Source organism: Allomuricauda sp. d1, assembly GCF_039592695.1.
In the GTDB taxonomy this organism is placed as follows: Bacteria; Bacteroidota; Bacteroidia; order Flavobacteriales; family Flavobacteriaceae; genus Flagellimonas_A.
Window position 1 is genome coordinate 811,614 of record NZ_JBBUTK010000002.1, and the last position, 19,471, is coordinate 831,084.

Annotated in this window: 16 protein-coding genes and 1 riboswitch; of the genes, 13 read left to right on the forward strand and 3 right to left on the reverse strand. The window is 44.8% G+C overall.

All coding sequences use genetic code 11. The features are described 5' to 3' along the window. The first annotated feature begins 15 nt into the window (after nucleotides 1-15). Nucleotides 16-1,218, forward strand: a complete 1,203-nt coding sequence (locus tag AAAH86_RS10730) for an aminotransferase class I/II-fold pyridoxal phosphate-dependent enzyme (protein WP_343487609.1) — start codon at nucleotides 16-18, stop codon at nucleotides 1,216-1,218. A gap of 26 nt (nucleotides 1,219-1,244) precedes the next feature. On the opposite strand, the gene AAAH86_RS10735 is transcribed toward AAAH86_RS10730, so the two are convergent. The 3 genes from AAAH86_RS10735 to AAAH86_RS10745 all read right to left on the reverse strand — a co-directional run bounded on the left by AAAH86_RS10735 (nucleotide 1,245) and on the right by AAAH86_RS10745 (nucleotide 5,029). Further along, nucleotides 1,245-2,105, reverse strand: coding sequence for an RNA polymerase sigma factor RpoD/SigA (locus AAAH86_RS10735; RefSeq protein WP_343487610.1), 861 nt, complete (start codon nucleotides 2,103-2,105; stop codon nucleotides 1,245-1,247). 160 nt (nucleotides 2,106-2,265) lie between these two features. Next, nucleotides 2,266-4,548, reverse strand: a complete 2,283-nt coding sequence (locus tag AAAH86_RS10740) for a molybdopterin cofactor-binding domain-containing protein (protein ID WP_343487611.1) — start codon at nucleotides 4,546-4,548, stop codon at nucleotides 2,266-2,268. A 10-nt stretch (nucleotides 4,549-4,558) separates the two neighbouring features. Continuing rightward, nucleotides 4,559-5,029 carry a (2Fe-2S)-binding protein gene (locus tag AAAH86_RS10745; protein WP_343487612.1) on the reverse strand — a complete coding sequence of 157 codons (471 nt, stop codon included), beginning with the start codon at nucleotides 5,027-5,029 and terminating at the stop codon, nucleotides 4,559-4,561. 141 nt (nucleotides 5,030-5,170) lie between these two features. Between AAAH86_RS10745 and AAAH86_RS10750 the strand changes: the two genes are divergently transcribed. From AAAH86_RS10750 to metF, 12 genes are all read left to right on the forward strand, one after another. Beyond that, nucleotides 5,171-5,581, forward strand: a complete 411-nt coding sequence (locus AAAH86_RS10750) for an Rrf2 family transcriptional regulator (protein ID WP_343487613.1) — start codon at nucleotides 5,171-5,173, stop codon at nucleotides 5,579-5,581. 163 nt (nucleotides 5,582-5,744) lie between these two features. After that, nucleotides 5,745-6,008 (forward strand): DUF2061 domain-containing protein, encoded by a 264-nt coding sequence (locus AAAH86_RS10755; protein ID WP_343487614.1) that lies wholly within the window; start codon nucleotides 5,745-5,747, stop codon nucleotides 6,006-6,008. Nucleotides 6,009-6,016: 8 nt separating this feature from the next. Next, the gene (locus AAAH86_RS10760; RefSeq protein WP_343487615.1) at nucleotides 6,017-6,634 is read left to right on the forward strand and encodes a phosphoadenosine phosphosulfate reductase family protein; all 618 of its coding nucleotides are present in this window, start codon (nucleotides 6,017-6,019) and stop codon (nucleotides 6,632-6,634) included. Between the two features lie 155 nt (nucleotides 6,635-6,789). Further along, nucleotides 6,790-7,695 carry a sulfate adenylyltransferase subunit CysD gene (cysD, locus tag AAAH86_RS10765; protein WP_343487856.1) on the forward strand — a complete coding sequence of 302 codons (906 nt, stop codon included), beginning with the start codon at nucleotides 6,790-6,792 and terminating at the stop codon, nucleotides 7,693-7,695. Between the two features lie 110 nt (nucleotides 7,696-7,805). Beyond that, complete coding sequence (locus AAAH86_RS10770) at nucleotides 7,806-9,056, forward strand: GTP-binding protein (RefSeq protein WP_343487616.1); 1,251 nt, start codon at nucleotides 7,806-7,808, stop codon at nucleotides 9,054-9,056. A gap of 251 nt (nucleotides 9,057-9,307) precedes the next feature. Then, entirely contained in the window at nucleotides 9,308-11,425 is a 2,118-nt protein-coding gene (locus AAAH86_RS10775; protein ID WP_343487617.1) for a HEPN domain-containing protein, read from the forward strand. Between the two features lies 1 nt (nucleotide 11,426). Beyond that, the gene (gene cobA / locus AAAH86_RS10780) at nucleotides 11,427-12,257 is read left to right on the forward strand and encodes a uroporphyrinogen-III C-methyltransferase (protein ID WP_343487618.1); all 831 of its coding nucleotides are present in this window, start codon (nucleotides 11,427-11,429) and stop codon (nucleotides 12,255-12,257) included. After that, entirely contained in the window at nucleotides 12,254-12,859 is a 606-nt protein-coding gene (locus AAAH86_RS10785) for a bifunctional precorrin-2 dehydrogenase/sirohydrochlorin ferrochelatase (RefSeq protein WP_343487619.1), read from the forward strand. The genes cobA and AAAH86_RS10785 overlap by 4 nt, the downstream gene beginning before the upstream one ends. A 121-nt stretch (nucleotides 12,860-12,980) precedes the next feature. After that, nucleotides 12,981-14,042 (forward strand): NAD(P)/FAD-dependent oxidoreductase, encoded by a 1,062-nt coding sequence (locus AAAH86_RS10790; protein WP_343487620.1) that lies wholly within the window; start codon nucleotides 12,981-12,983, stop codon nucleotides 14,040-14,042. Between the two features lie 109 nt (nucleotides 14,043-14,151). Beyond that, nucleotides 14,152-14,297, forward strand: a riboswitch (SAM riboswitch). A 71-nt stretch (nucleotides 14,298-14,368) separates the two neighbouring features. Then, on the forward strand, nucleotides 14,369-15,373 hold the full coding sequence (locus AAAH86_RS10795; protein ID WP_343487621.1) for a homocysteine S-methyltransferase family protein: 1,005 nt from the start codon (nucleotides 14,369-14,371) through the stop codon (nucleotides 15,371-15,373). A 3-nt stretch (nucleotides 15,374-15,376) separates the two neighbouring features. Continuing rightward, nucleotides 15,377-18,103 carry a methionine synthase gene (gene metH / locus AAAH86_RS10800; RefSeq protein ID WP_343487622.1) on the forward strand — a complete coding sequence of 909 codons (2,727 nt, stop codon included), beginning with the start codon at nucleotides 15,377-15,379 and terminating at the stop codon, nucleotides 18,101-18,103. Between the two features lie 234 nt (nucleotides 18,104-18,337). After that, nucleotides 18,338-19,291: a methylenetetrahydrofolate reductase [NAD(P)H] gene (gene metF / locus AAAH86_RS10805; RefSeq protein WP_343487624.1), complete on the forward strand. Its 954-nt coding sequence runs from the start codon at nucleotides 18,338-18,340 to the stop codon at nucleotides 19,289-19,291. Nucleotides 19,292-19,471 lie beyond the last annotated feature (180 nt).

Below are 19,471 nucleotides of genomic sequence, written 5' to 3' on the forward strand. Positions count from 1 at the left end.
AGCGTACAGCTAATCATGAAAAAACCTGAAACCACAAACCATAAACAAGAAACCGAAAACCGAAGGTTTGAGACCAATGCCATCAGAAACCAGCTGGAACGCACCCAATATTTGGAGCATTCGAGTCCCATGTTTTTGACCTCCAGTTATGTGTTTGAAGATGCAGAGGACATGCGGGCCTCATTTGCTGAGGAAAAAGAACGGAATGTGTATTCACGGTATTCCAATCCGAATACATCCGAGTTTGTGGAAAAAGTCTGCGAAATGGAAGGGGCCGAAGCAGGCTTTGCTTTCGCCTCGGGTATGGCAGCCGTCTTTTCAACCTTTGCGGCATTATTGAACAGTGGTGACCATATTTTAAGTGCGCGCAGTGTTTTTGGTTCGACCCACAGTCTGTACACTAATTTTTTCCCTAAATGGAATATTGAGACCTCCTTTTTTGAGGTTGATGATTTGGAAGGACTGGAAGCTACAATTCAACCAAACACCAAAATTATCTATGCCGAATCACCGACCAACCCCGGGGTAGATGTACTCGATTTGGAAGCGTTGGGAAGCATCGCAAAAAAGCACAACCTGATTTTTATTGTCGACAACTGTTTTGCATCCCCCTATTTACAGCAGCCCATTAAGTTTGGAGCCGATTTGGTCATCCATTCCGGTACCAAATTAATGGATGGCCAAGGAAGGGTTTTGGCAGGAGTGACAGTTGGAAAAGCTGATATGATTGAAAAGATCTATCGCTTTTCACGAATCACAGGCCCAGCATTGTCCCCATTCAACGCATGGGTACTCTCAAAAAGCTTGGAAACCTTGGCTGTTCGGATAGATAGACATTGTGAAAACGCATTAAAATTAGCCGAATTTTTGGAAAATCATCCGAAAGTGAATTGGGTAAAATACCCTTTTTTGAAATCCCATCCAAAATACGAACTGGCCAAAAAACAGATGAAAGCGGGAGGCTGTGTGGTTGCCTTTGAGGTCAATGGCGGACTGCAAGCAGGCCGTAAATTCTTCGATTCTATTAAACTATTATCACTTTCAGCCAATTTGGGTGATTCAAGAAGTATCGTGACCCACCCGGCATCAACAACCCATAGTAAACTTTCCGAAGAAGAACGAAAAAAAGTTGGCATCACCGATGGTATGGTTCGGGTATCGGTTGGTCTGGAGCATATTAATGATATTATCGCCGATATATCACAAGCGTTAGAATAAGATTCAATTTAACTAGATGCCAACTGCTACAAGTGGGCCATTAAAACTTTACTTCTCGACTTGTTTCGCAAGGATCGAAGTCCTCTTTCACGTATTTGTCTTACGCGTTCTCGGGTAAGGTCAAAAATATCACTGATTTGCGAGAGGCTCATTGCAGGTTCATTACCAAGACCGTAGTATAGCTCGATGACTTGACGTTGTCTTATAGGTATTGTATCTAGAACATTGTTGATGTCTGTAGAAAGTGATTCCCGCATCATTTCTTTATCAGGACTGGTTGATTCTTTTGATATCAAAACATTTTGCAATGTTGAGGTTTCACCTTCTTTCAGCGGAGCATCCAATGAAAGGGAACGCCCTGAATTTTTCATGACACTTTTTACCTTGTTTTCGGTTATGTCAAGTTCGTTGGCTATTTCACTAGCGCTTGGCGGTCTTTGAAATTTTTGCTCAAGACCCGCATAAACCTTATAGATTTTTCGGTTGGTGGCAATCTTGTTTTGGGGTAGTCGTATTGTTTTTCCTCTATTGGCGATAGCCTGCATCATTGATTGCCGTATCCACCAAACTGCATAAGAAATGAATTTGAAGCCTCTGGTTTCATCAAAGCGTTTGGCAGCCTTTATCAAGCCTACATTTCCCTCATTGATAAGATCTGAAAGTTTTAGCCCCCTGTTTTGATACTGCTTAGCTGCTGAAACCACAAATCGTAAATTGGCATTGACCAGTTTATCAAGGGCTTTTTGATCACCTTTTTTGATTCGGTGGGCTAGTTCTACTTCTTCTTCTGCGGTAATAAGATCAATTTTACTGATTTCTTGAAAATATTTTTCTAGAGATTTTGTATCCCTATTAGTAACCTGTCTAGTAATCTTAAGTTGTCGCATACATTGATTTTGAAGTGAATAAAATAAAATACCCTTTTTTATCAGAAAAACAAAAAAATCATCAAAACTCCCCGTTTTTTACCTTTTTTTGGCCAAAAAGAAGCAAAAAAGCCCAAAATCAATCGATTTTAGGCTTTTTTATGAATAAAGCTTTTTTTGGTTATCCCACCAACGGTGGCCTGTCTGAAATGAACGGCTGGTGATAATACCTTCTGCCCGTAGCTTTGTAGAGAGCATTCGCCAAGGCACCCATGATGGGAGGAAATGGCGGCTCGCCCATACCCGTGGGGTCGATACCATTGTCCACAAAATGGGTCTCGATCTCTTTTGGCGCTTCGCTATGGCGAATCAGACGGTAACGATCAAAATTGGTTTGTTCGGGCGCACCATCTTTAAACGTAAGGGCACTGTACATCGCATGGCCGATACCATCAACGACCCCACCTTCGGCCATATTGGCGGCCGCATCGGGATTGATGACGATACCACAATCAATGGCGGAAGTTACCTTTTGAACGGTAGGGCTTCCATTCTCCATGACCATATCCAATACTTGGGCCACATAGCTGTTATGGCAAAAATAGGCCGATACGCCTCGGTGCACGCCATCCCGGTGCTGTCCCCAATTGGCTTTTTCACGTACCAATTTCAAAACTCCGGCATATCGGGCGGCTTCGTAATCATTGATTTCTGGGTTGCCTACGGGATTTTCCTCCGCGCGTTTTAATAATTCTAATCTAAAATCAATGGGATCTTTGCCCATCTCTTCGGCCACTTCGTCTAAAAACGATTGTTCGGCCCCTGCTATAAAATTGGAACGCGGAGCACGGAATGCCCCCGTTGTGATGTTCGAGTCAATTGTATAATCCTCTGCTAAATAGTTTTCAATAGCTCCCGCTGGAAAGCGATTCGCAAAGAGCGGACTTTCGGGCACGCCCCCTGCTTTCACATGAAAGGCGACCAAGTTGTTGTTTTCGTCCAGCGCAGCGCGATAGGTGGCGTAGTAGGAGGGGCGATAGGTGCCCTGTGAGATATCATCTTCACGGCTGTACACCAACTTCACCGGAGCTTTCATCCGCTGAGAGATCACGGCTGCCTCGACCATAAAATGGCCATAGAGCCTACGGCCGAAGCCACCTCCTTGACGGGTCATTTGAATATCTACTTGCTCCAGGGACAATCCCAAGCGTTCCGCGATGGCGGGCTCCATCCACTCCGGCGTCTGGGTGGGGCCCAATAGCTCTGCGTGGTCTTCGGTGACGTTGGCAAAGAAATTCATGGGCTCCATGGTATTGTGCGCCAAAAACGGACAACTATAGCTTCTTTCGATTATTTTGGCCGCACTGGCAAAAGCCGCCTCGGGGTTGCCGTCTTTACGGGCCACTTTTCCCTGACCGGAATTTTGTTCCTTCAATTTCGCGTTATGGGTATCTGAATTTTCCATGCCGGCAGGGTAGTTCACCTTGGTATCATTGCCGAACAGACTCATGTTCATAACCGTATCAGGGGTTTGTTCCCATTCAATCCTTAGCGCTTTTTTTGCCTGCATCACTTGCCAAGTGGTTTCGCCGATCACAGCAACCAGTTCGTTGAACGCCGTATTGTGAAAGGCAGACCTTTTAAAATCGTCATCATATAAGGTTATGGAAAACACATCCTTAATGCCGGGCATTTGTTTGGCCTCCGCCGCATCGAATGATTTAAGCCGCATGCCAAATGCGGGTGGATGGGCTATGGATGCAATCAACATCCCTTCACGTTGCACATCGATACCGTACAAAGGTTGGCCGGTAACGATTTTTCTTCCATCCACGTTTTTACGGGACGTGCCAATAATGGAAAACTCCGAACGGTCTTTCAATGCAACTTCCTCGGGAACTTCCATGGCTGATGCCGCTGATGCCATTTCGCCATACCCCGCGGAATTGCCACTGGCCTCATGGCTGAGCACCCCTGCCACGGCGATGATTTCACCAACGGGCACTTGCCAAGCTTGTGCGGCAGCCTCCTTTAGCATCTGACGTGCGGTGGCCCCGGCCATACGTAGCGGTTCCCAAGAGTTCATGATAGACCGGCTTCCTCCGGCCACCTGCCAACTATATAAATTGGTGTTGAGAGGGGCCTGTTCTACGATAACGTCTTTCCAGTCAATTTCCAGTTCATCCGCCAAAATCATGGGCATGGAAGTTTTTACATTCTGGCCAATCTCTGGGTTGGGCGACATAATGGTCACCACTCCATTGTCGCCAATTTTGAGATAGCCGTTGATTTCATACCACTCTTCGGGCATTTCAATTTGTTCAACGTGTTCAACGGCAACCGCTTCTTCGGCCTTTGGTTTGCAAGAATTCAAAAAGTTGAAACCGAGTACGAGTCCGCCCCCGGCCAAACTGGTGTTTTTGATGAAAGCCCTTCTTCCTATCTGTGTTTTTACGAGTGTCATGGTGTTTTCTTTAGGATGGATTTGCATTCGTTTCAGCAGCCAATTTCACCGCTTTTTTGATGCGGGTGTAGGTACCGCAACGGCAGATGTTGCCGTTCATAGCGGTTTCGATTTCAGCATCCGAAGGATTCGGATTTTGTTTCAACAATGCCGAAGCGCTCATGATCTGTCCCGCTTGACAGTAGCCACATTGCGGCACATCAACTTCCAACCAAGCTTTTTGCACCGGATGGGTGCCGTGTTCGGATAGCCCCTCGATAGTGGTGATGCTTTTGTCACCGACCGCCGATACGGGCAATTGGCACGACCTTGTCGCAGTATCTTCCAAATGGATGGTACAGGCACCGCATTGTGCGATACCGCAGCCATATTTAGTTCCGACCATACTTAAATGGTCACGCAGTACCCAGAGCATGGGTGTTGACGGGTCAACGTCTACCTCGTGGGATTTTCCGTTGATGTTGAGTGTATAATTTGCCATGATAGTTTTTGATTGCTTTGAAATTACAAAATATTTCCCCTTGAAATATTTAGAAACAGTTTGAATTACAGCAATAATATTTTGCTATTGGCATCAACCATGTATTCAATCGATAGGGCATTTTTTGGCTATATTTAGCAAATGCTTTCCAAAAAAACAAAATACGGACTCAAGGCCCTGGCTTATCTGGCCTCACAAGAAAATCGCGAACCCGTTCAGATTGCTGAGATTGCCAAACACGAGAACATTTCGCAAAAATTTCTGGAAAGTATTTTGTTGACCCTTAGGCGCAATGGTTTTCTGGGCTCTAAAAAAGGAAAGGGCGGGGGATACTACCTTATAAAAGAACCAAATGAAATTCTCATGACTGCTGTGATGCGAGTTCTCGAAGGGCCGATTGCCATGGTACCCTGTGTGAGCCTTAATTTTTATGAAAAGTGCGACGATTGCCCTGATGAAAATGAATGTTCCGTCAACAAGTTGATGCTCAAAGTGCGCGATGCCAATCTAGAAGTGTACCGTAACAATACCCTTAAAGACTTAATTTCTTAGAAACTTCTGCACGATTAGCTACGAATTTCTCAAACTCTACCGTCAAATTTTAAAAATCTATAAAAACTATAGGGTATTAGGAAATTTATTGAAGTTTTAACGAACCAATTTGGTGAAATGGATTATGTTTGTATTTCCTACTAAATCTATAGGATATAAAATTATGATTGCAGACCAACTTATCATAAGCTCCCAAAAGGAAAAATCCACATACACCAAAGACAAATATTCTGAAAGCCCTAAGCGTAGTATAGTGAAATCTATCAGCTGGCGGGTCATTGGCACGTTGGACACCATCATCATCTCATGGGTCATTACGGGTACTTTGACCTTGGCGTTCTCCATAGGCGTGGTTGAATTGGTGACCAAGATGGTGCTCTATTTTTTTCATGAGCGTATTTGGAATAATATAAAATGGGGCAAATAACCAAAGTTATGTCAGAAGAGCAATTGCCAAAATGGAACGCCCAATTAAAGGGCATACCACCCCAAGAAATTATCGCATGGGCCATACAACATGGAAATAAACCCGTGGTAACCACCAATTTCAGGCCCTACGAAGTAGCTATTTTACATGCCGTTACTGATGTAAAGAAAGATATTCCTGTAATCTGGTGCGATACCGGGTACAACACACCGAATACCTATAAACATGCCGAAGAGCTCATCGATAGACTGAACCTGAACGTCGACCTTTACGTGCCCAAACAAACCTCGGCCCATCGCAATGTTGTGATGGGAATTCCACAGGTCGATGATCCGAAACACGCTGAGTTTACCGAGCAGGTAAAGCTGGAGCCTTTTAGAAGGGCCATGGCCCATCACAAACCTGATGTTTGGTTCACCAATTTACGAAAAGGGCAAACCGCACACCGAGACTCGTTGGACATTTTGAGTTTAGGAAGCGATGGGGTATTGAAGGTGAGTCCGTTTTTTTATTGGAGCGATACCCAATTGGATGCCTATTTGAAAGAATATCAATTACCGAACGAACATAACTATTTTGACCCCACCAAGGTATTGGAAAACCGGGAGTGCGGGCTGCATACTTAGTAAAGTAGGAAATACGAAATTAGAAGTACGAAATACAGAATTATAATCCTGAGAATGTCACACTGAGCGCAGTCGAAGTGAATGCGGGAATCCTTAAAATAAAAAATAATAGTTTGGATACTCTGATAGAAGAATTAAAAACGACCGAAAAAGGCTTGGCGGCCGATAGACCCACTGCCAACGCATTGGAGCATGAGGCCATCTATATTTTTCGTGAGGTGGCCGCACAGTTTGAACGGCCCGTACTGCTCTTTTCCGGTGGAAAAGACTCGATTACCTTGGTGCGATTGGCACAAAAAGCTTTTTGGCCGGCCAAGATTCCATTTGCCTTGCTACATATCGATACGGGGCACAACTTTCCGGAAACCATTGCGTTTCGTGACCGGTTGGTTGAGGAACTGGGCGTTGAATTGATTGTGCGAAATGTTCAGGATTCCATAGACCAGGGCAAAGTAGTCGAGGAGACCGGTAAATATGCCAGCCGCAACATCTTGCAGACCACCACACTGTTGGATGCCATAGAGGAGTTCAAGTTCGATGCCTGTATAGGTGGTGCCCGCCGTGACGAGGAGAAGGCCAGGGCCAAGGAACGTATCTTCTCGGTCCGTGATGATTTTGGCCAATGGGACGAAAAAAACCAACGCCCCGAACTGTTCGATATGCTGAACGGACAGATTGAGCTGGGGCAGAATGTTCGGGTGTTCCCTATCAGTAACTGGACTGAATTGGACGTTTGGAGCTACATCCAAAAAGAAAATATCGAAATCCCGTCCATCTATTTTGCACACAAACGAAACACCTTTTTGAGGGACGGACTCATCTGGTCCGCTGAGGACGAGGTCGTTTTTAGGGCAGATGAAGAAGAAGTCATGGAACGTACGGTGCGTTTCAGAACGGTAGGCGACATGAGCTGTACGGCAGCGGTCGAGTCGCATGCGGATACTATTGACAAGGTGGTTTCTGAAATAAGAAATTCCAAAATTTCGGAACGTGGCGCACGTATCGATGACAAGCGCTCCGAAGCCGCCATGGAAAAAAGAAAACAGCAGGGATATTTTTAGGCCCCTAGCCCCCAATGGGGGTATGGCTAGAGGCAGCAATAATTAATGAACAAAAATTAAAATTACTCCGCATTATAGTTCCTCCCCTTTGGGGAGGCTAGGAGAGGCTTATGGAAGTACTAAAAATAGCAACGGCAGGAAGCGTAGATGACGGTAAGAGTACCTTGATTGGAAGATTGTTGTACGACACCAAGTCATTGACCGACGATAAGTTGGAAGCCATCGAAAAGACCAGTAAGCAAAAAGGCTATGATTATCTCGATTTCTCGTTGGCTACCGACGGATTGGTCGCTGAACGCGAACAGGGCATTACCATCGATGTCGCCCACATCTACTTTTCGACCGCTTCGAAAAGTTACATCATCGCAGATACGCCGGGGCATGTAGAATATACCCGGAACATGGTTACGGGTGCCTCGACTTCCCAAGCGGCGATTATTTTGATTGATGCCCGAAAAGGGGTCATCGAGCAGACTAACCGACACTTTTTTATCAACAACCTGCTGCGTATCAAAGATGTCATCGTGGCCATCAATAAAATGGATCTGGTCGATTTTTCCGAGGAACAGTATAATCAAATCAAGTCCGATTTCAAGAGGCTAATGGCCAAACGCGATTACGAAGACCAAAAAATAACCTTTATTCCGGTAAGTGCGTTGAAGGGCGACAATGTGGTGAACAAATCCGAAAATACGCCTTGGTACAAGGGCGAAACGCTGCTGGAACATTTGGAAGGTTTGGATATGGCGGCCGTGTCAAATGTAGGCACACCACGTTTTCCGGTGCAATATGTCATTCGCCCGAAAACAGACGAACATCATGATTTCCGTGGATTTGCGGGGAAAGTGTATGGAGGCGAACTGAACGTGGGCGACGAAGTGGTCGTATTGCCGTCGATGACAAAATCTCGGATAAAGGATATTTTTTTTTACGATAAAAAGTACAATACGGCCCCAAGACGATCTTCCGTTACGATTACGCTAGAAGACGAAGTAAACGTGAGCAGAGGCAATATGCTGGTAAAGGTTGATGACTTGCCAACGATAGACAAACAGTTCACAGCTACAGTTTCTTGGATGGATTCGGATAAGTTGATGGCTGGTGCGAAGTATATCGTACAGCATGGTGTGAACAAAGTGTTGGCCAAAATTGAGAGTATAGAACATAAGATCAATCCCGATTATTCGGGCATCGATACGGAAGCAGATGTTTTGGGAATGAACGATATAGCCCAAGTAAAGTTCCGATTGAACAAGCCCATTTTTTATGATGCGTTCAAGGCACACCGTACCAATGGCTCGTTTATCTTAATAGATGCCCGTACCAACCATACGGCCGGGGTCGGATTCATCACAAAATAGTGGATTAAATATATAAGATCATGCAATTATGATAACAAAGAAATCATACGCCAATAAATCTATTTATCCGATAGGAAAAATATACAATTTAGCAATAATTCCTATTTCGTCCAGATAGGAATTCCTTCCCAGCCTGTGCTGAGTGTTTTACACTGAGTGCAGTCGAAGTAGGGAGGCTAGAAGTGGGCAAATGGAAGTTTAACAAAATAACCGTAAAGTGCTCCTCCCCTTTGGGGAGGTCGGGTGGGGCCATGAAAAGCTTTAGAACCGAAATAGAAAATCCCGTAGTCGAAAAAGACATCATTGAACTCGAGCGTAAGATCCGTCAGTTCAAGGAGGGTAACATTGATGAGGAAAAATTCCGAAGCCTTCGTTTGGCCCGCGGTGTGTATGGCCAGCGTCAGCAAGGTGTTCAGATGGTTCGCATCAAACTTCCGTATGGTAAGGTCACATCAAACCAGTTGTTGCGCATCTGTGATGTTTCTGATGAATATTCCACAGGGCGGTTGCATATCACTACACGGCAAGACATTCAAATTCATTATGTGGATTTGGAACGCACTCCAGAACTATGGGCACAGTTGGAAAAGGACGAAGTCACCCTTCGTGAAGCTTGTGGCAATACGGTACGCAATGTGACGGCCAGCGAGACTGCGGGCATCGACCCTCATGAACCGTTCGATGTTTCGCCGTATGCCCAAGCGGTTTTTGAATATTTTCTTCGAAATCCCATCGGGCAAGAAATGGGGCGCAAGTTCAAGGTTTCCTTTTCGGCCAGCGATGCAGATACAGGGCTATCCTATATACACGATCTGGGTTTTATCGCCAAAATCAAAAATGGCGTTAGGGGCTTTAAAGTAATGCTCGGTGGCGGACTGGGATCACAGCCCCGACATGCCGATATGCTTTTTGAGTTTCTTCCCTCGGATAAAATCATTCCATTGATGGAGGGTGTCATCCGTGTTTTTGACCGCTATGGAGAACGTAAAAGTCGTGCCAAGGCCAGAATGAAATTTTTGTTGAAGGATATTGGTTTGGAAGGATTTAAGAAGTTGTTGCAGCAAGAGCAACAGGCCATTCCAATTCAGTCACATCCGATAGATTTTGAAAGTTATCCAAAGGCAACGGTTGCCCAAACCGAAGTTCCGCAAGTTGAGATAGAAGATAAGAAGGCGTTTGAGCAGTGGAAATCCACAAATATCATTCCTCAAAAACAGAAAGGTTTTGTTGCCATCGGCATCAAAGTATTGCTGGGGGATTTTTATACGGACAAAGCCCGAAAGCTTGCCAGACTAGTTGATCAATATGCAGCAAAAGAAATAAGGCTTAGCCTTCGGCAGAACATTTTGATTCCTTATGTCAAAGAAGAATTGGTTTCCTACTTCTATCAAGAATTGAAAAAGTTGGGCTTTGCAGAATCAGGTTATAATAAGGCCTTTGATATCACGGCCTGCCCGGGCACTGATACCTGCAACCTTGGTATTGCCAGCAGCACGGGTATTGCCGAAAAGTTAGAGGAGGTGATTAAAGAAGAATATCCCCAATACATCCAAAATTCTGATGTGGTCATCAAGATCAGTGGGTGCATGAATGCCTGCGGTCAACACAATATGGCCCATATCGGTTTTCAGGGCATGAGCATCCGCACTAAGGATAAATTGGTCGCCCCGGCATTACAAGTGCTTTTGGGCGGTGCCAATTTTGGTGATGGCAAAGGCAGGTTTGCCGATAAAGTGGTGAAAATACCCAGTAAGCGTGGACCACGGGCACTACGCTTGATTTTGGATGATTTCGAGGCCAATGGAAACGGTCAGAAATTCGAGAAATACTACGTAGAAAGAGGGGAACATTACTTCTATGATTTCCTGAAGCATTTATCCAGTGTAGACAATCTGACCCAAGATGACTTTATTGACTGGGGCAATTCAGAAAAATACAAAAAGGAAATCGGCATCGGTGAATGCGCAGGGGTCATCGTCGATTTGGTGGCCACCCTATTCTTTGAGAGCCAAGAAAAGATTGAAAATGCCAAAGAGGCACTTGACAATGGCAAATGGGCGGCGAGCATTTATTATTCCTACCAATCAATGGTGAATTCGGCCAAAGCACTGCTCACGGCCGAAAAGACTAAGACGAATACCCATGCCAGTATCATCAAAGACTTTGATAGGCTGTTTGTTGAAACAGAAAAAATTAGGTTTTCTCCCTCTGGGGGAACGGAAAGGGGTCTCGATTCCTTTGGGGAATTCGTATTGCAACTGAACAAAAAAGTACCAGATGAGGCATTTGCCAAAAGCTATTTGGAAGATGCCAAATTGGTCTTACAACAATCGGAATCATACCGAAAACTTGAATTGCAAGAAGCCTAACATGAGAAACCACTTAATAAACCATCCGAGTGAGAATTATCCCCCCTTTTGGGGGACAGGAGGGGGGCTTGGCCTTCTAACAGTTGTGGGTGCAGGCCCCGGAGATGTAGAGTTGATAACCCTCAAGGGAGTCAAAGCATTGCAGTCGGCAGATGTTGTTCTATATGATGCCCTGGTCGATACCGAGCTTTTGGAGTATGCTTCTCAAGCTGAAACAATATTTGTTGGAAAACGAAAAGGCTGTTACCGCTACCAGCAAGAACAAATCAATGAATTGATTGTTCAGAGAGGCAGGCTTGGTAAAAATGTTGTCCGCCTCAAAGGGGGCGACCCCTTTGTGTTTGGTCGTGGTGCAGAAGAAATGGAATATGCCGCCCAACACGGTCTTGACGTGGCCGTGGTACCTGGTATTTCCTCCTCGGTGGCAGTACCGGCCATTGCGAACATTCCTGTAACCAAAAGAGGTTCCTCGGAAAGTTTTTGGGTCATTACGGGCACGACCAAAGAGCACAAACTATCTGCTGATATAGCACTAGCGGCAAAATCATCGGCTACAGTTATCATTTTAATGGGCATGGGCAAGTTGGATGAGATCATGGCTTTATTCCAATCCGAAGGAAAATCGGAAACCCCAGTTGCAATTATTCAAGAAGGTACAACATTGAATGAAAAACTAGGAATTGGCACTGTTGCCACCATTGAAGCCAAGGTCAGGGAGCAGCAGTTGTCCAATCCTGCCATTATCGTTATTGGCGATGTAGTCAAGCACAGAGAAAACATAAGAAACCTTCAAGGTTTTCAAAACCTTGAAGGTTTAACAAGAACAGTATGACGGAGCGAAACAATCTCTACCCAATATTCCTAAAAACTGCACAATTGAACATCCTGATTGTGGGCGGAGGGTACGTTGCCGAGGAAAAACTCCATTTCCTGACCAAATCAAGTCCGAACGCCAAGGTTACGATGGTTGCCTCGATGTTCAGGGAAAAAACAGTTGAACTGGCTTCTGAATTTAATGTTGCCATGGTTGATGATGAGTACAGTGCCGAGTATTTGCTAGGAAAACATCTAGTGATTGCCACAACTGATAATCCTGAGGTGAACCTAAAAGTGTATCACGATTGCAGGGAGCGAAATATTCTGGTCAATGTGGCCGACAATCCACCGCTTTGTGATTTTTATATGGGCGGAATTGTAACCAAGGGCAATGTGAAAATTGCGATTTCCACCAACGGAAAATCTCCAACCACGGCAAAACGCTTGCGCCAGTTTTTTGAAGAGGTTATTCCTGAAGATATCGACCAGATGGTCAAGAATTTGAACAAATATCGAAAAACGATAAAAGGCGATTTTGAAGAAAAAGTGGAACAAATGAATAAAATAACAAGCCCCCTGGTACCTAAAAGGGGAAAAGAATTAGTCAAAAAAAATTAACGCGATAGTTTCCCCTCTTGGGAGGGGATTAAGGGGTGGGTCGTTATTGGAAATGATTGAAATAGACAGATTCCCTTCCGATAGTTATCGGGATTCAAGGGAATGAAAAAAGTAAAGATTGATGATAAAAACTGATATATTGATAATTGGTGCCGGCCCAACCGGTCTGTTCGCCGTTTTCGAAGCAGGACTCTTAAAATTGAAGTGCCATCTGATCGATGCGTTGCCACAACCCGGCGGGCAATGCTCCGAAATCTATCCCAAAAAACCCATTTATGACATACCGGCCTACCCTGAAATTCTGGCAGGTGATTTGGTCGATAGACTCATGGAGCAGATAAAACCCTTCGAACCTGGTTTCACCTTGGGCGAACGGGCCGAGACTTTGGACAAATTGGAAGATGGCTCTTTCGTGGTCACGACCAAGAGAGGAACAAGACACCATGCTCCCGTGGTCGTGGTCGCTGGTGGATTGGGTTCCTTTGAACCTCGAAAGCCCCTGATTGCCAACATCGGTATTTTTGAAAGCAAAGGAGTGGAATATATGATAAAAGACCCTGAGGTGTATCGCGATAAAAAAGTGGTCATTGCAGGTGGGGGCGATTCGGCCTTGGATTGGGCCATTTTCTTGGCTGATGTAGCATCAGAGGTATCTTTGGTACATCGAAGAAATGAATTCCGAGGGGCATTGGACTCCGTTGAAAAGGCTAGAGAATTGGCCCAGTTGGGTAAAATACAACTCTATACAAGGGCTGAGGTCAAAGAATTGCACGGTAAGGAAGATTTACGGGCAGTGGTCATCAATTACAATGATGCTGAAAAAGGACCTGTTTATCTCGAAACCGATTATTTTATTCCGTTGTTCGGACTATCGCCAAAACTCGGCCCCATTGGTAATTGGGGTTTGGATATTGAGAAAAACGCCATTAAGGTCAATAACTCCAAAGACTACCAAACCAATATTCCGGGGGTGTTTGCGATTGGTGATGTCAATACCTACGAAGGGAAGTTGAAATTGATTCTTTCAGGTTTTCACGAAGCAGCTGTCATGTGCCAGTACGCTTATCAAATCATCAATCCGAACAAACGTTATGTCATGAAATATACCACTGTTGGTGGAGTAGAAGGATTTGATGGTTCTAAAAAAGAAGCCAAGAAAGAAGTAGTACAAAGAATTGTTTAAAATGGGGTTATTCATCAATAAAAAGCCTTCTAAAATCGATTTTTGGAAGGTTTTTTTGGTTTTGACCCCAACGCACCGTTACTTTGTGGCCAGTTCATTCAAAAATTGTAAGTTATCAAGAAAGGTGGAGGGATTGGACCCTTTGAAACCTTAGCAACCTTCCGTACTCTGCGGAGTTGGTGCTACGTTCTACCCATCCCAAGCAAAGCTTGGGGCCTGTTGAAGTTATCTCAATAGTTTTGGGAAGGATAACAAAAGAATTTCATATTCCACTTTGCTTGATAGTCTAAAAATTGAATGTTCCGAATTAGGAATAAAAAAGTGCTATGCCAAAAATTGAGGAAATACTACAAAAACGAGTCCTGGTGTTGGATGGTGCCATGGGCACTATGCTGCAACGCTATAAATTTACCGAGGAAGATTTTCGTGGAGAACGCTTCAAAGATTGGCCTTCGCCTCTTCAAGGTAACAATGATCTGTTGTCGTTGACGCAACCAGAAGCCATTGCCGAGGTACACCGGAAATATTTTGCTGCAGGAGCTGATATTGTAGAGACCAATACATTTTCGGGCACTACCATCGCCATGGCTGATTACGGCATGGAAGAACTGGTCTATGAATTGAACTATGAATCTGCTCGCATTGCAAAAGAGGTCGCTCAGGAGTTTACCGAGAAAGAACCTGCGAAACCACGTTTCGTTGCCGGTAGTATGGGGCCGACCAATAAAACGGCAAGCATGTCACCAGATGTGAATGACCCTGGCTTTCGTGCCATTTCATTTGACGAACTTCGTATGGCCTACAAACAGCAAACGCAAGCTTTATTGGACGGCGGTGCTGATATTTTGTTGGTAGAGACCATTTTTGATACGCTGAATGCCAAAGCAGCCCTTTTTGCCATAGAAGAGGTGAAAACAGAGCGAAATATTGAAGTACCCATCATGGTGAGCGGTACTATCACTGATGCTTCAGGCCGTACACTCTCAGGGCAAACAGCTGAGGCCTTTCTGATTTCGATATCGCACATTCCGATATTGTCTGTCGGATTCAATTGTGCCTTGGGGGCAAAACAGTTGACACCCCACTTAGAAGTAATTTCCGCAAAATCTGACCATTTTACGAGTGCCCACCCCAATGCTGGGCTGCCCAATGCATTTGGGGAATACGACGAGACTCCCGAACAAATGGCGTCCCAAATCGAGGAATATTTAGAAAAAGGGTTGGTGAACATTGTTGGTGGCTGTTGTGGAACCACGCCGGAGCATATTAAGGCCATTTCTGAATTGGCCGATGGCTATAAGCCGCGACAGTTAATGGTTAAAAGTTATTAATCAATGGGAGATACAATTAACCATCAAACGTTAACGAATAACCACAAACGCCCTTTGCGTTTATCAGGTTTGGAACCTCTTGTGATTACCCCCGAAAGCAACTTTATCAATGTGGGCGAGCGTACCAACGTGGCGGGCTCCAAAAAGTTCTTACGACTTATCAAGGAAGAAAAGTATGACGAAGCTTTGGAAGTCGCCCGCCATCAGGTAGAGGGTGGCGCCCAGATCATCGACATCAACATGGATGACGGTCTTATCGATGGCAAAGAGGCCATGGTCAAGTTTTTGAACTTGATAGTCGCAGAGCCCGACATCGCCCGAGTGCCCATCATGATTGATTCCTCGAAATGGGAAATCATCGAGGCAGGACTTCAAGTGGTGCAGGGCAAATGTGTGGTGAATTCCATCAGTTTAAAGGAAGGAGAAGAAGAGTTCATTCGTCAGGCAACTCGAATCAGACGTTACGGTGCTGCGGTTATTGTGATGGCTTTCGACGAAGTGGGTCAAGCCGATAATCTTGAAAGGCGAATCGAAATCGCCGAACGGTCATACCGAATTTTAGTGGATAAGGTCAACTTTCCGCCTGAGGATATCATTTTTGACCTAAATATTTTTCCCGTGGCCACAGGGATGGATGAACACAAACGCAACGCCCTCGATTTTATCGAGGGAACGAAATGGGTGCGTGAAAACCTGCCCCATTGCAGTGTGAGCGGGGGGGTAAGCAATGTCTCTTTTTCCTTTCGCGGAAACAATCCCGTTCGTGAGGCCATGCATTCCGTTTTTTTGTACCACGCCATCAAAGCGGGCATGAATATGGGTATCGTTAATCCGACGATGCTCGAAGTCTATGATGACATTCCGAAAGATTTATTAGAGCATGTTGAGGATGTCATCCTTAACCGCCGCGATGATGCCACCGAAAGGTTGTTAGAATTTGCAGAAACAGTACAAGGCAAGGCGAAAGAGAGCAAGGTCGATTTATCATGGCGTGAGGAACCGCTGCAAGACCGAATCACACGAGCATTGGTGAAAGGCATTGATCAATACATCATTCAAGATGTCGAAGAGGCACGTCAAAAAGCTCCAAGGCCATTAGAGGTTATAGAGGGCAACTTAATGACAGGTATGAACGTGGTAGGCGATTTGTTCGGAAGCGGTAAAATGTTTCTGCCCCAAGTTGTGAAATCGGCAAGGGTGATGAAAAAAGCGGTGGCGTATCTAGAGCCGTACATTGAAGAAGAAAAGAAAAACAATGCGGATGCAACAGCTGGTCGAGCCGCTGGAAAAATATTAATGGCCACTGTAAAGGGTGATGTTCATGACATTGGAAAAAACATCGTCAGTGTAGTTTTGGCCTGCAACAATTATGAAATTGTCGATTTGGGGGTAATGGTACCTCCTGAAAAAATAATCAACAAGGCGATTGAAGAGCAAGTTGATATTATTGGCTTGAGCGGATTGATTACGCCGTCGCTTGATGAGATGGTCTTTTTGGCCAAAGAAATGGAGCGCCAAAACTTTAAGGTGCCCTTATTGATTGGTGGTGCGACCACCAGTAAGGCGCATACGGCAGTTAAAATTGATCCGATGTACAGTCAATCCGTTGTGCATGTCAATGATGCTTCGAGAGCGGTGACCGTTGTCGGTGATTTGTTGCAAAAAGAAACGTCTGATTCCTACAAAAAGACGGTCAAATTAGATTACGAAAGTTTTCGAGAAAAGTTTTTGAACCGAAGCAAGCAAAAGGAATATTTGACTTTACAAGATGCCCGGGCCAATAAATTGCAAATCGATTTTAAGGAAGAGGACATCATAAAACCCAATGAATTGGGCATTCAGGTTTGGGAAAATTTCGATTTGTCAAAGTTGGAAGATTTTATTGACTGGACACCCTTTTTCCGTAGTTGGGATTTACATGGAAAATATCCTGCGATTTTAGAGGATGATGTGGTGGGTCAACAAGCGACAGAATTGTTCAACGATGCCCAGATAATGTTGACAAAGTTGTTTGCTGAAAAATTATTGAAAGGGAAAGCGGTGTTTGGATTGTTCGCCGCAAATTCAATTAATGATGATGATATTAAAGTCTTCCCCTTGGGGGGAGATTTAGAGGGCGCCGCCTTTCGTACCCTTCGCCAACAACTGAAGAAGCGTGAGGGGGTGCCCAACATCGCTTTGGCCGACTTTATTGCTCCAAAAGAAACCGAGATTCAAGATTACATAGGTTGTTTTTGTGTAACTGCAGGATTCGGCACCCAAGAATTGGCAGCCGAATTTGAAAAGAACCATGACGATTACAGCTCCATTATGGTCAAGGCCCTCGCAGATCGCTTGGCTGAAGCTTTTGCCGAATATCTGCACAAAGAGGTACGAACCAAACATTGGGGGTACGCATCAAAAGAAAACTTGGACAATGAAGCCTTGATTGATGAAAAATATAGGGGAATCCGTCCTGCCCCAGGGTATCCGGCTTGTCCCGATCATTTGGAAAAACTCACCATCTGGAAGCTGTTGGGTGTCGAGGGCAACATAGGCGTAAAATTGACGGAAAGTTTGGCCATGTGGCCGGCAGCAAGTGTGAGCGGCTATTATTTTGCGTATCCTGAAGCGAAATATTTCGGATTGGGAAAGATAAAAATGGACCAAGTGGAAGATTTTGCCAAGCGCAAGGGAATCACAGTGGAGAAAGCCCAAAAGTGGTTGGCACCAAACTTGGTCGACGATTGAGACCTACAAGGTGTTGTCTGCCGATGGCAGGCCTCCTTGTAGGTCTGAAACATTAGGGATAGCAGCGGCATCTTTTTTGGCAACACCTTCAAGGTTGGTAAAACCTTGCAGGAGGCCAAAAAAATAAAGCGAATAGCGCGACCCTGACGATTGCAAGCAATGTCAGGGGAATGCCCAAAAAATTATGAGAATAGTAAAGATTTCCGCCTACGCGGGAATGACAAAAACTGATGGATGAAAGTAACCGACCATATTGAAAATGCAAAAGGGAAGACCCTTTTTAGTTTTGAAATCATTCCCCCTGTCAAGGGTAAAAGTATTCAAGAACTCTATGACAATATTGACCCGCTGATGGAGTTCAATCCACCGTTTATTGACGTGACCACCTCGCGCGAGGAATACGTGTATATTGACCGTGACGGGTTGTTGGACAAAAAACTGACCCGTATGCGGCCCGGTACGTTGGGTATCTGTGCTTCCATCAAACATAAATATGATGTCGATGCGATACCGCACGTGCTTTGTGGTGGTTTTACCAGAGAGGAAACAGAATACCTTCTTGTTGATTGCCATTATTTGGGGATTGACAATGTCATGGCACTTCGTGGTGATGCCATGAAAGAAGAGAAATATTTTGAGCCCACAAAGGGGGGGCACCACTATGCGTCGGACTTGGTGAAGCAGATTCAAGAATTGAATTGTGGCAACTACCTGCACGAGGTCATAGAAACAGACAATTGCGCGGACTTCTGCATCGGCGTGGCTGGCTATCCTGAAAAGCACATGGAAGCGCCATCACTGAAATCTGACCTCAAGAGGCTCAAAGAAAAAGTAGAATTGGGTGCTGATTATGTGGTCACCCAAATGTTTTTTGATAACAAAAAGTTTTTTGAATTTGTTGATGCGGCCCGTGATATGGGTATTGATATCCCCATTATTCCTGGTATCAAACCTATAGCTGTAAAACGGCACCTACAACTGTTGCCCCAAGTTTTTCGAGTGGATATTCCTGAAACGTTGATTGATGCTGTTGAAAAATGCAAAAACAACAAAGAGGTTCGACAAGTGGGCATTGAATGGGGCATCGAACAATCAAAAGAATTAAAGAAAGCCGGGGTACCCGTATTGCACTATTACTCTATGGGAAAATCAGACAATATCAAGGCGATAGCCAAGGCGGTGTTTTAGGGGCGGGCCTCCCCCTCCCGATAGCTATCGGGACCCTCCAAAGGAGGGGAGTCAAGAAGATTTAAAATTCCCAACCCGTACTTCGTATTTTAGAGCTTTAGGCCTTACGCCATACGCTTTTCGCTACAAGCTATACGAATTGCACCTCACATCTTATATTTTGTACTTCGCACTTTGTAT

Bases quoted from the DNA above. Each gene is read 5' to 3' on its own strand.
- AAAH86_RS10730 (WP_343487609.1), top strand. From the start codon at position 16: ATGAAAAAACCTGAAACCACAAACCATAAACAAGAAACCGAAAACCGA.
- AAAH86_RS10735 (WP_343487610.1), bottom strand. From the start codon at position 2,105: ATGCGACAACTTAAGATTACTAGACAGGTTACTAATAGGGATACAAAA.
- AAAH86_RS10740 (WP_343487611.1), bottom strand. From the start codon at position 4,548: ATGACACTCGTAAAAACACAGATAGGAAGAAGGGCTTTCATCAAAAAC.
- AAAH86_RS10745 (WP_343487612.1), bottom strand. From the start codon at position 5,029: ATGGCAAATTATACACTCAACATCAACGGAAAATCCCACGAGGTAGAC.
- AAAH86_RS10750 (WP_343487613.1), top strand. From the start codon at position 5,171: ATGCTTTCCAAAAAAACAAAATACGGACTCAAGGCCCTGGCTTATCTG.
- AAAH86_RS10755 (WP_343487614.1), top strand. From the start codon at position 5,745: ATGATTGCAGACCAACTTATCATAAGCTCCCAAAAGGAAAAATCCACA.
- AAAH86_RS10760 (WP_343487615.1), top strand. From the start codon at position 6,017: ATGTCAGAAGAGCAATTGCCAAAATGGAACGCCCAATTAAAGGGCATA.
- AAAH86_RS10770 (WP_343487616.1), top strand. From the start codon at position 7,806: ATGGAAGTACTAAAAATAGCAACGGCAGGAAGCGTAGATGACGGTAAG.
- AAAH86_RS10775 (WP_343487617.1), top strand. From the start codon at position 9,308: ATGAAAAGCTTTAGAACCGAAATAGAAAATCCCGTAGTCGAAAAAGAC.
- cobA (WP_343487618.1), top strand. From the start codon at position 11,427: ATGAGAAACCACTTAATAAACCATCCGAGTGAGAATTATCCCCCCTTT.
- AAAH86_RS10785 (WP_343487619.1), top strand. From the start codon at position 12,254: ATGACGGAGCGAAACAATCTCTACCCAATATTCCTAAAAACTGCACAA.
- AAAH86_RS10790 (WP_343487620.1), top strand. From the start codon at position 12,981: ATGATAAAAACTGATATATTGATAATTGGTGCCGGCCCAACCGGTCTG.
- AAAH86_RS10795 (WP_343487621.1), top strand. From the start codon at position 14,369: ATGCCAAAAATTGAGGAAATACTACAAAAACGAGTCCTGGTGTTGGAT.
- metH (WP_343487622.1), top strand. From the start codon at position 15,377: ATGGGAGATACAATTAACCATCAAACGTTAACGAATAACCACAAACGC.
- metF (WP_343487624.1), top strand. From the start codon at position 18,338: ATGAAAGTAACCGACCATATTGAAAATGCAAAAGGGAAGACCCTTTTT.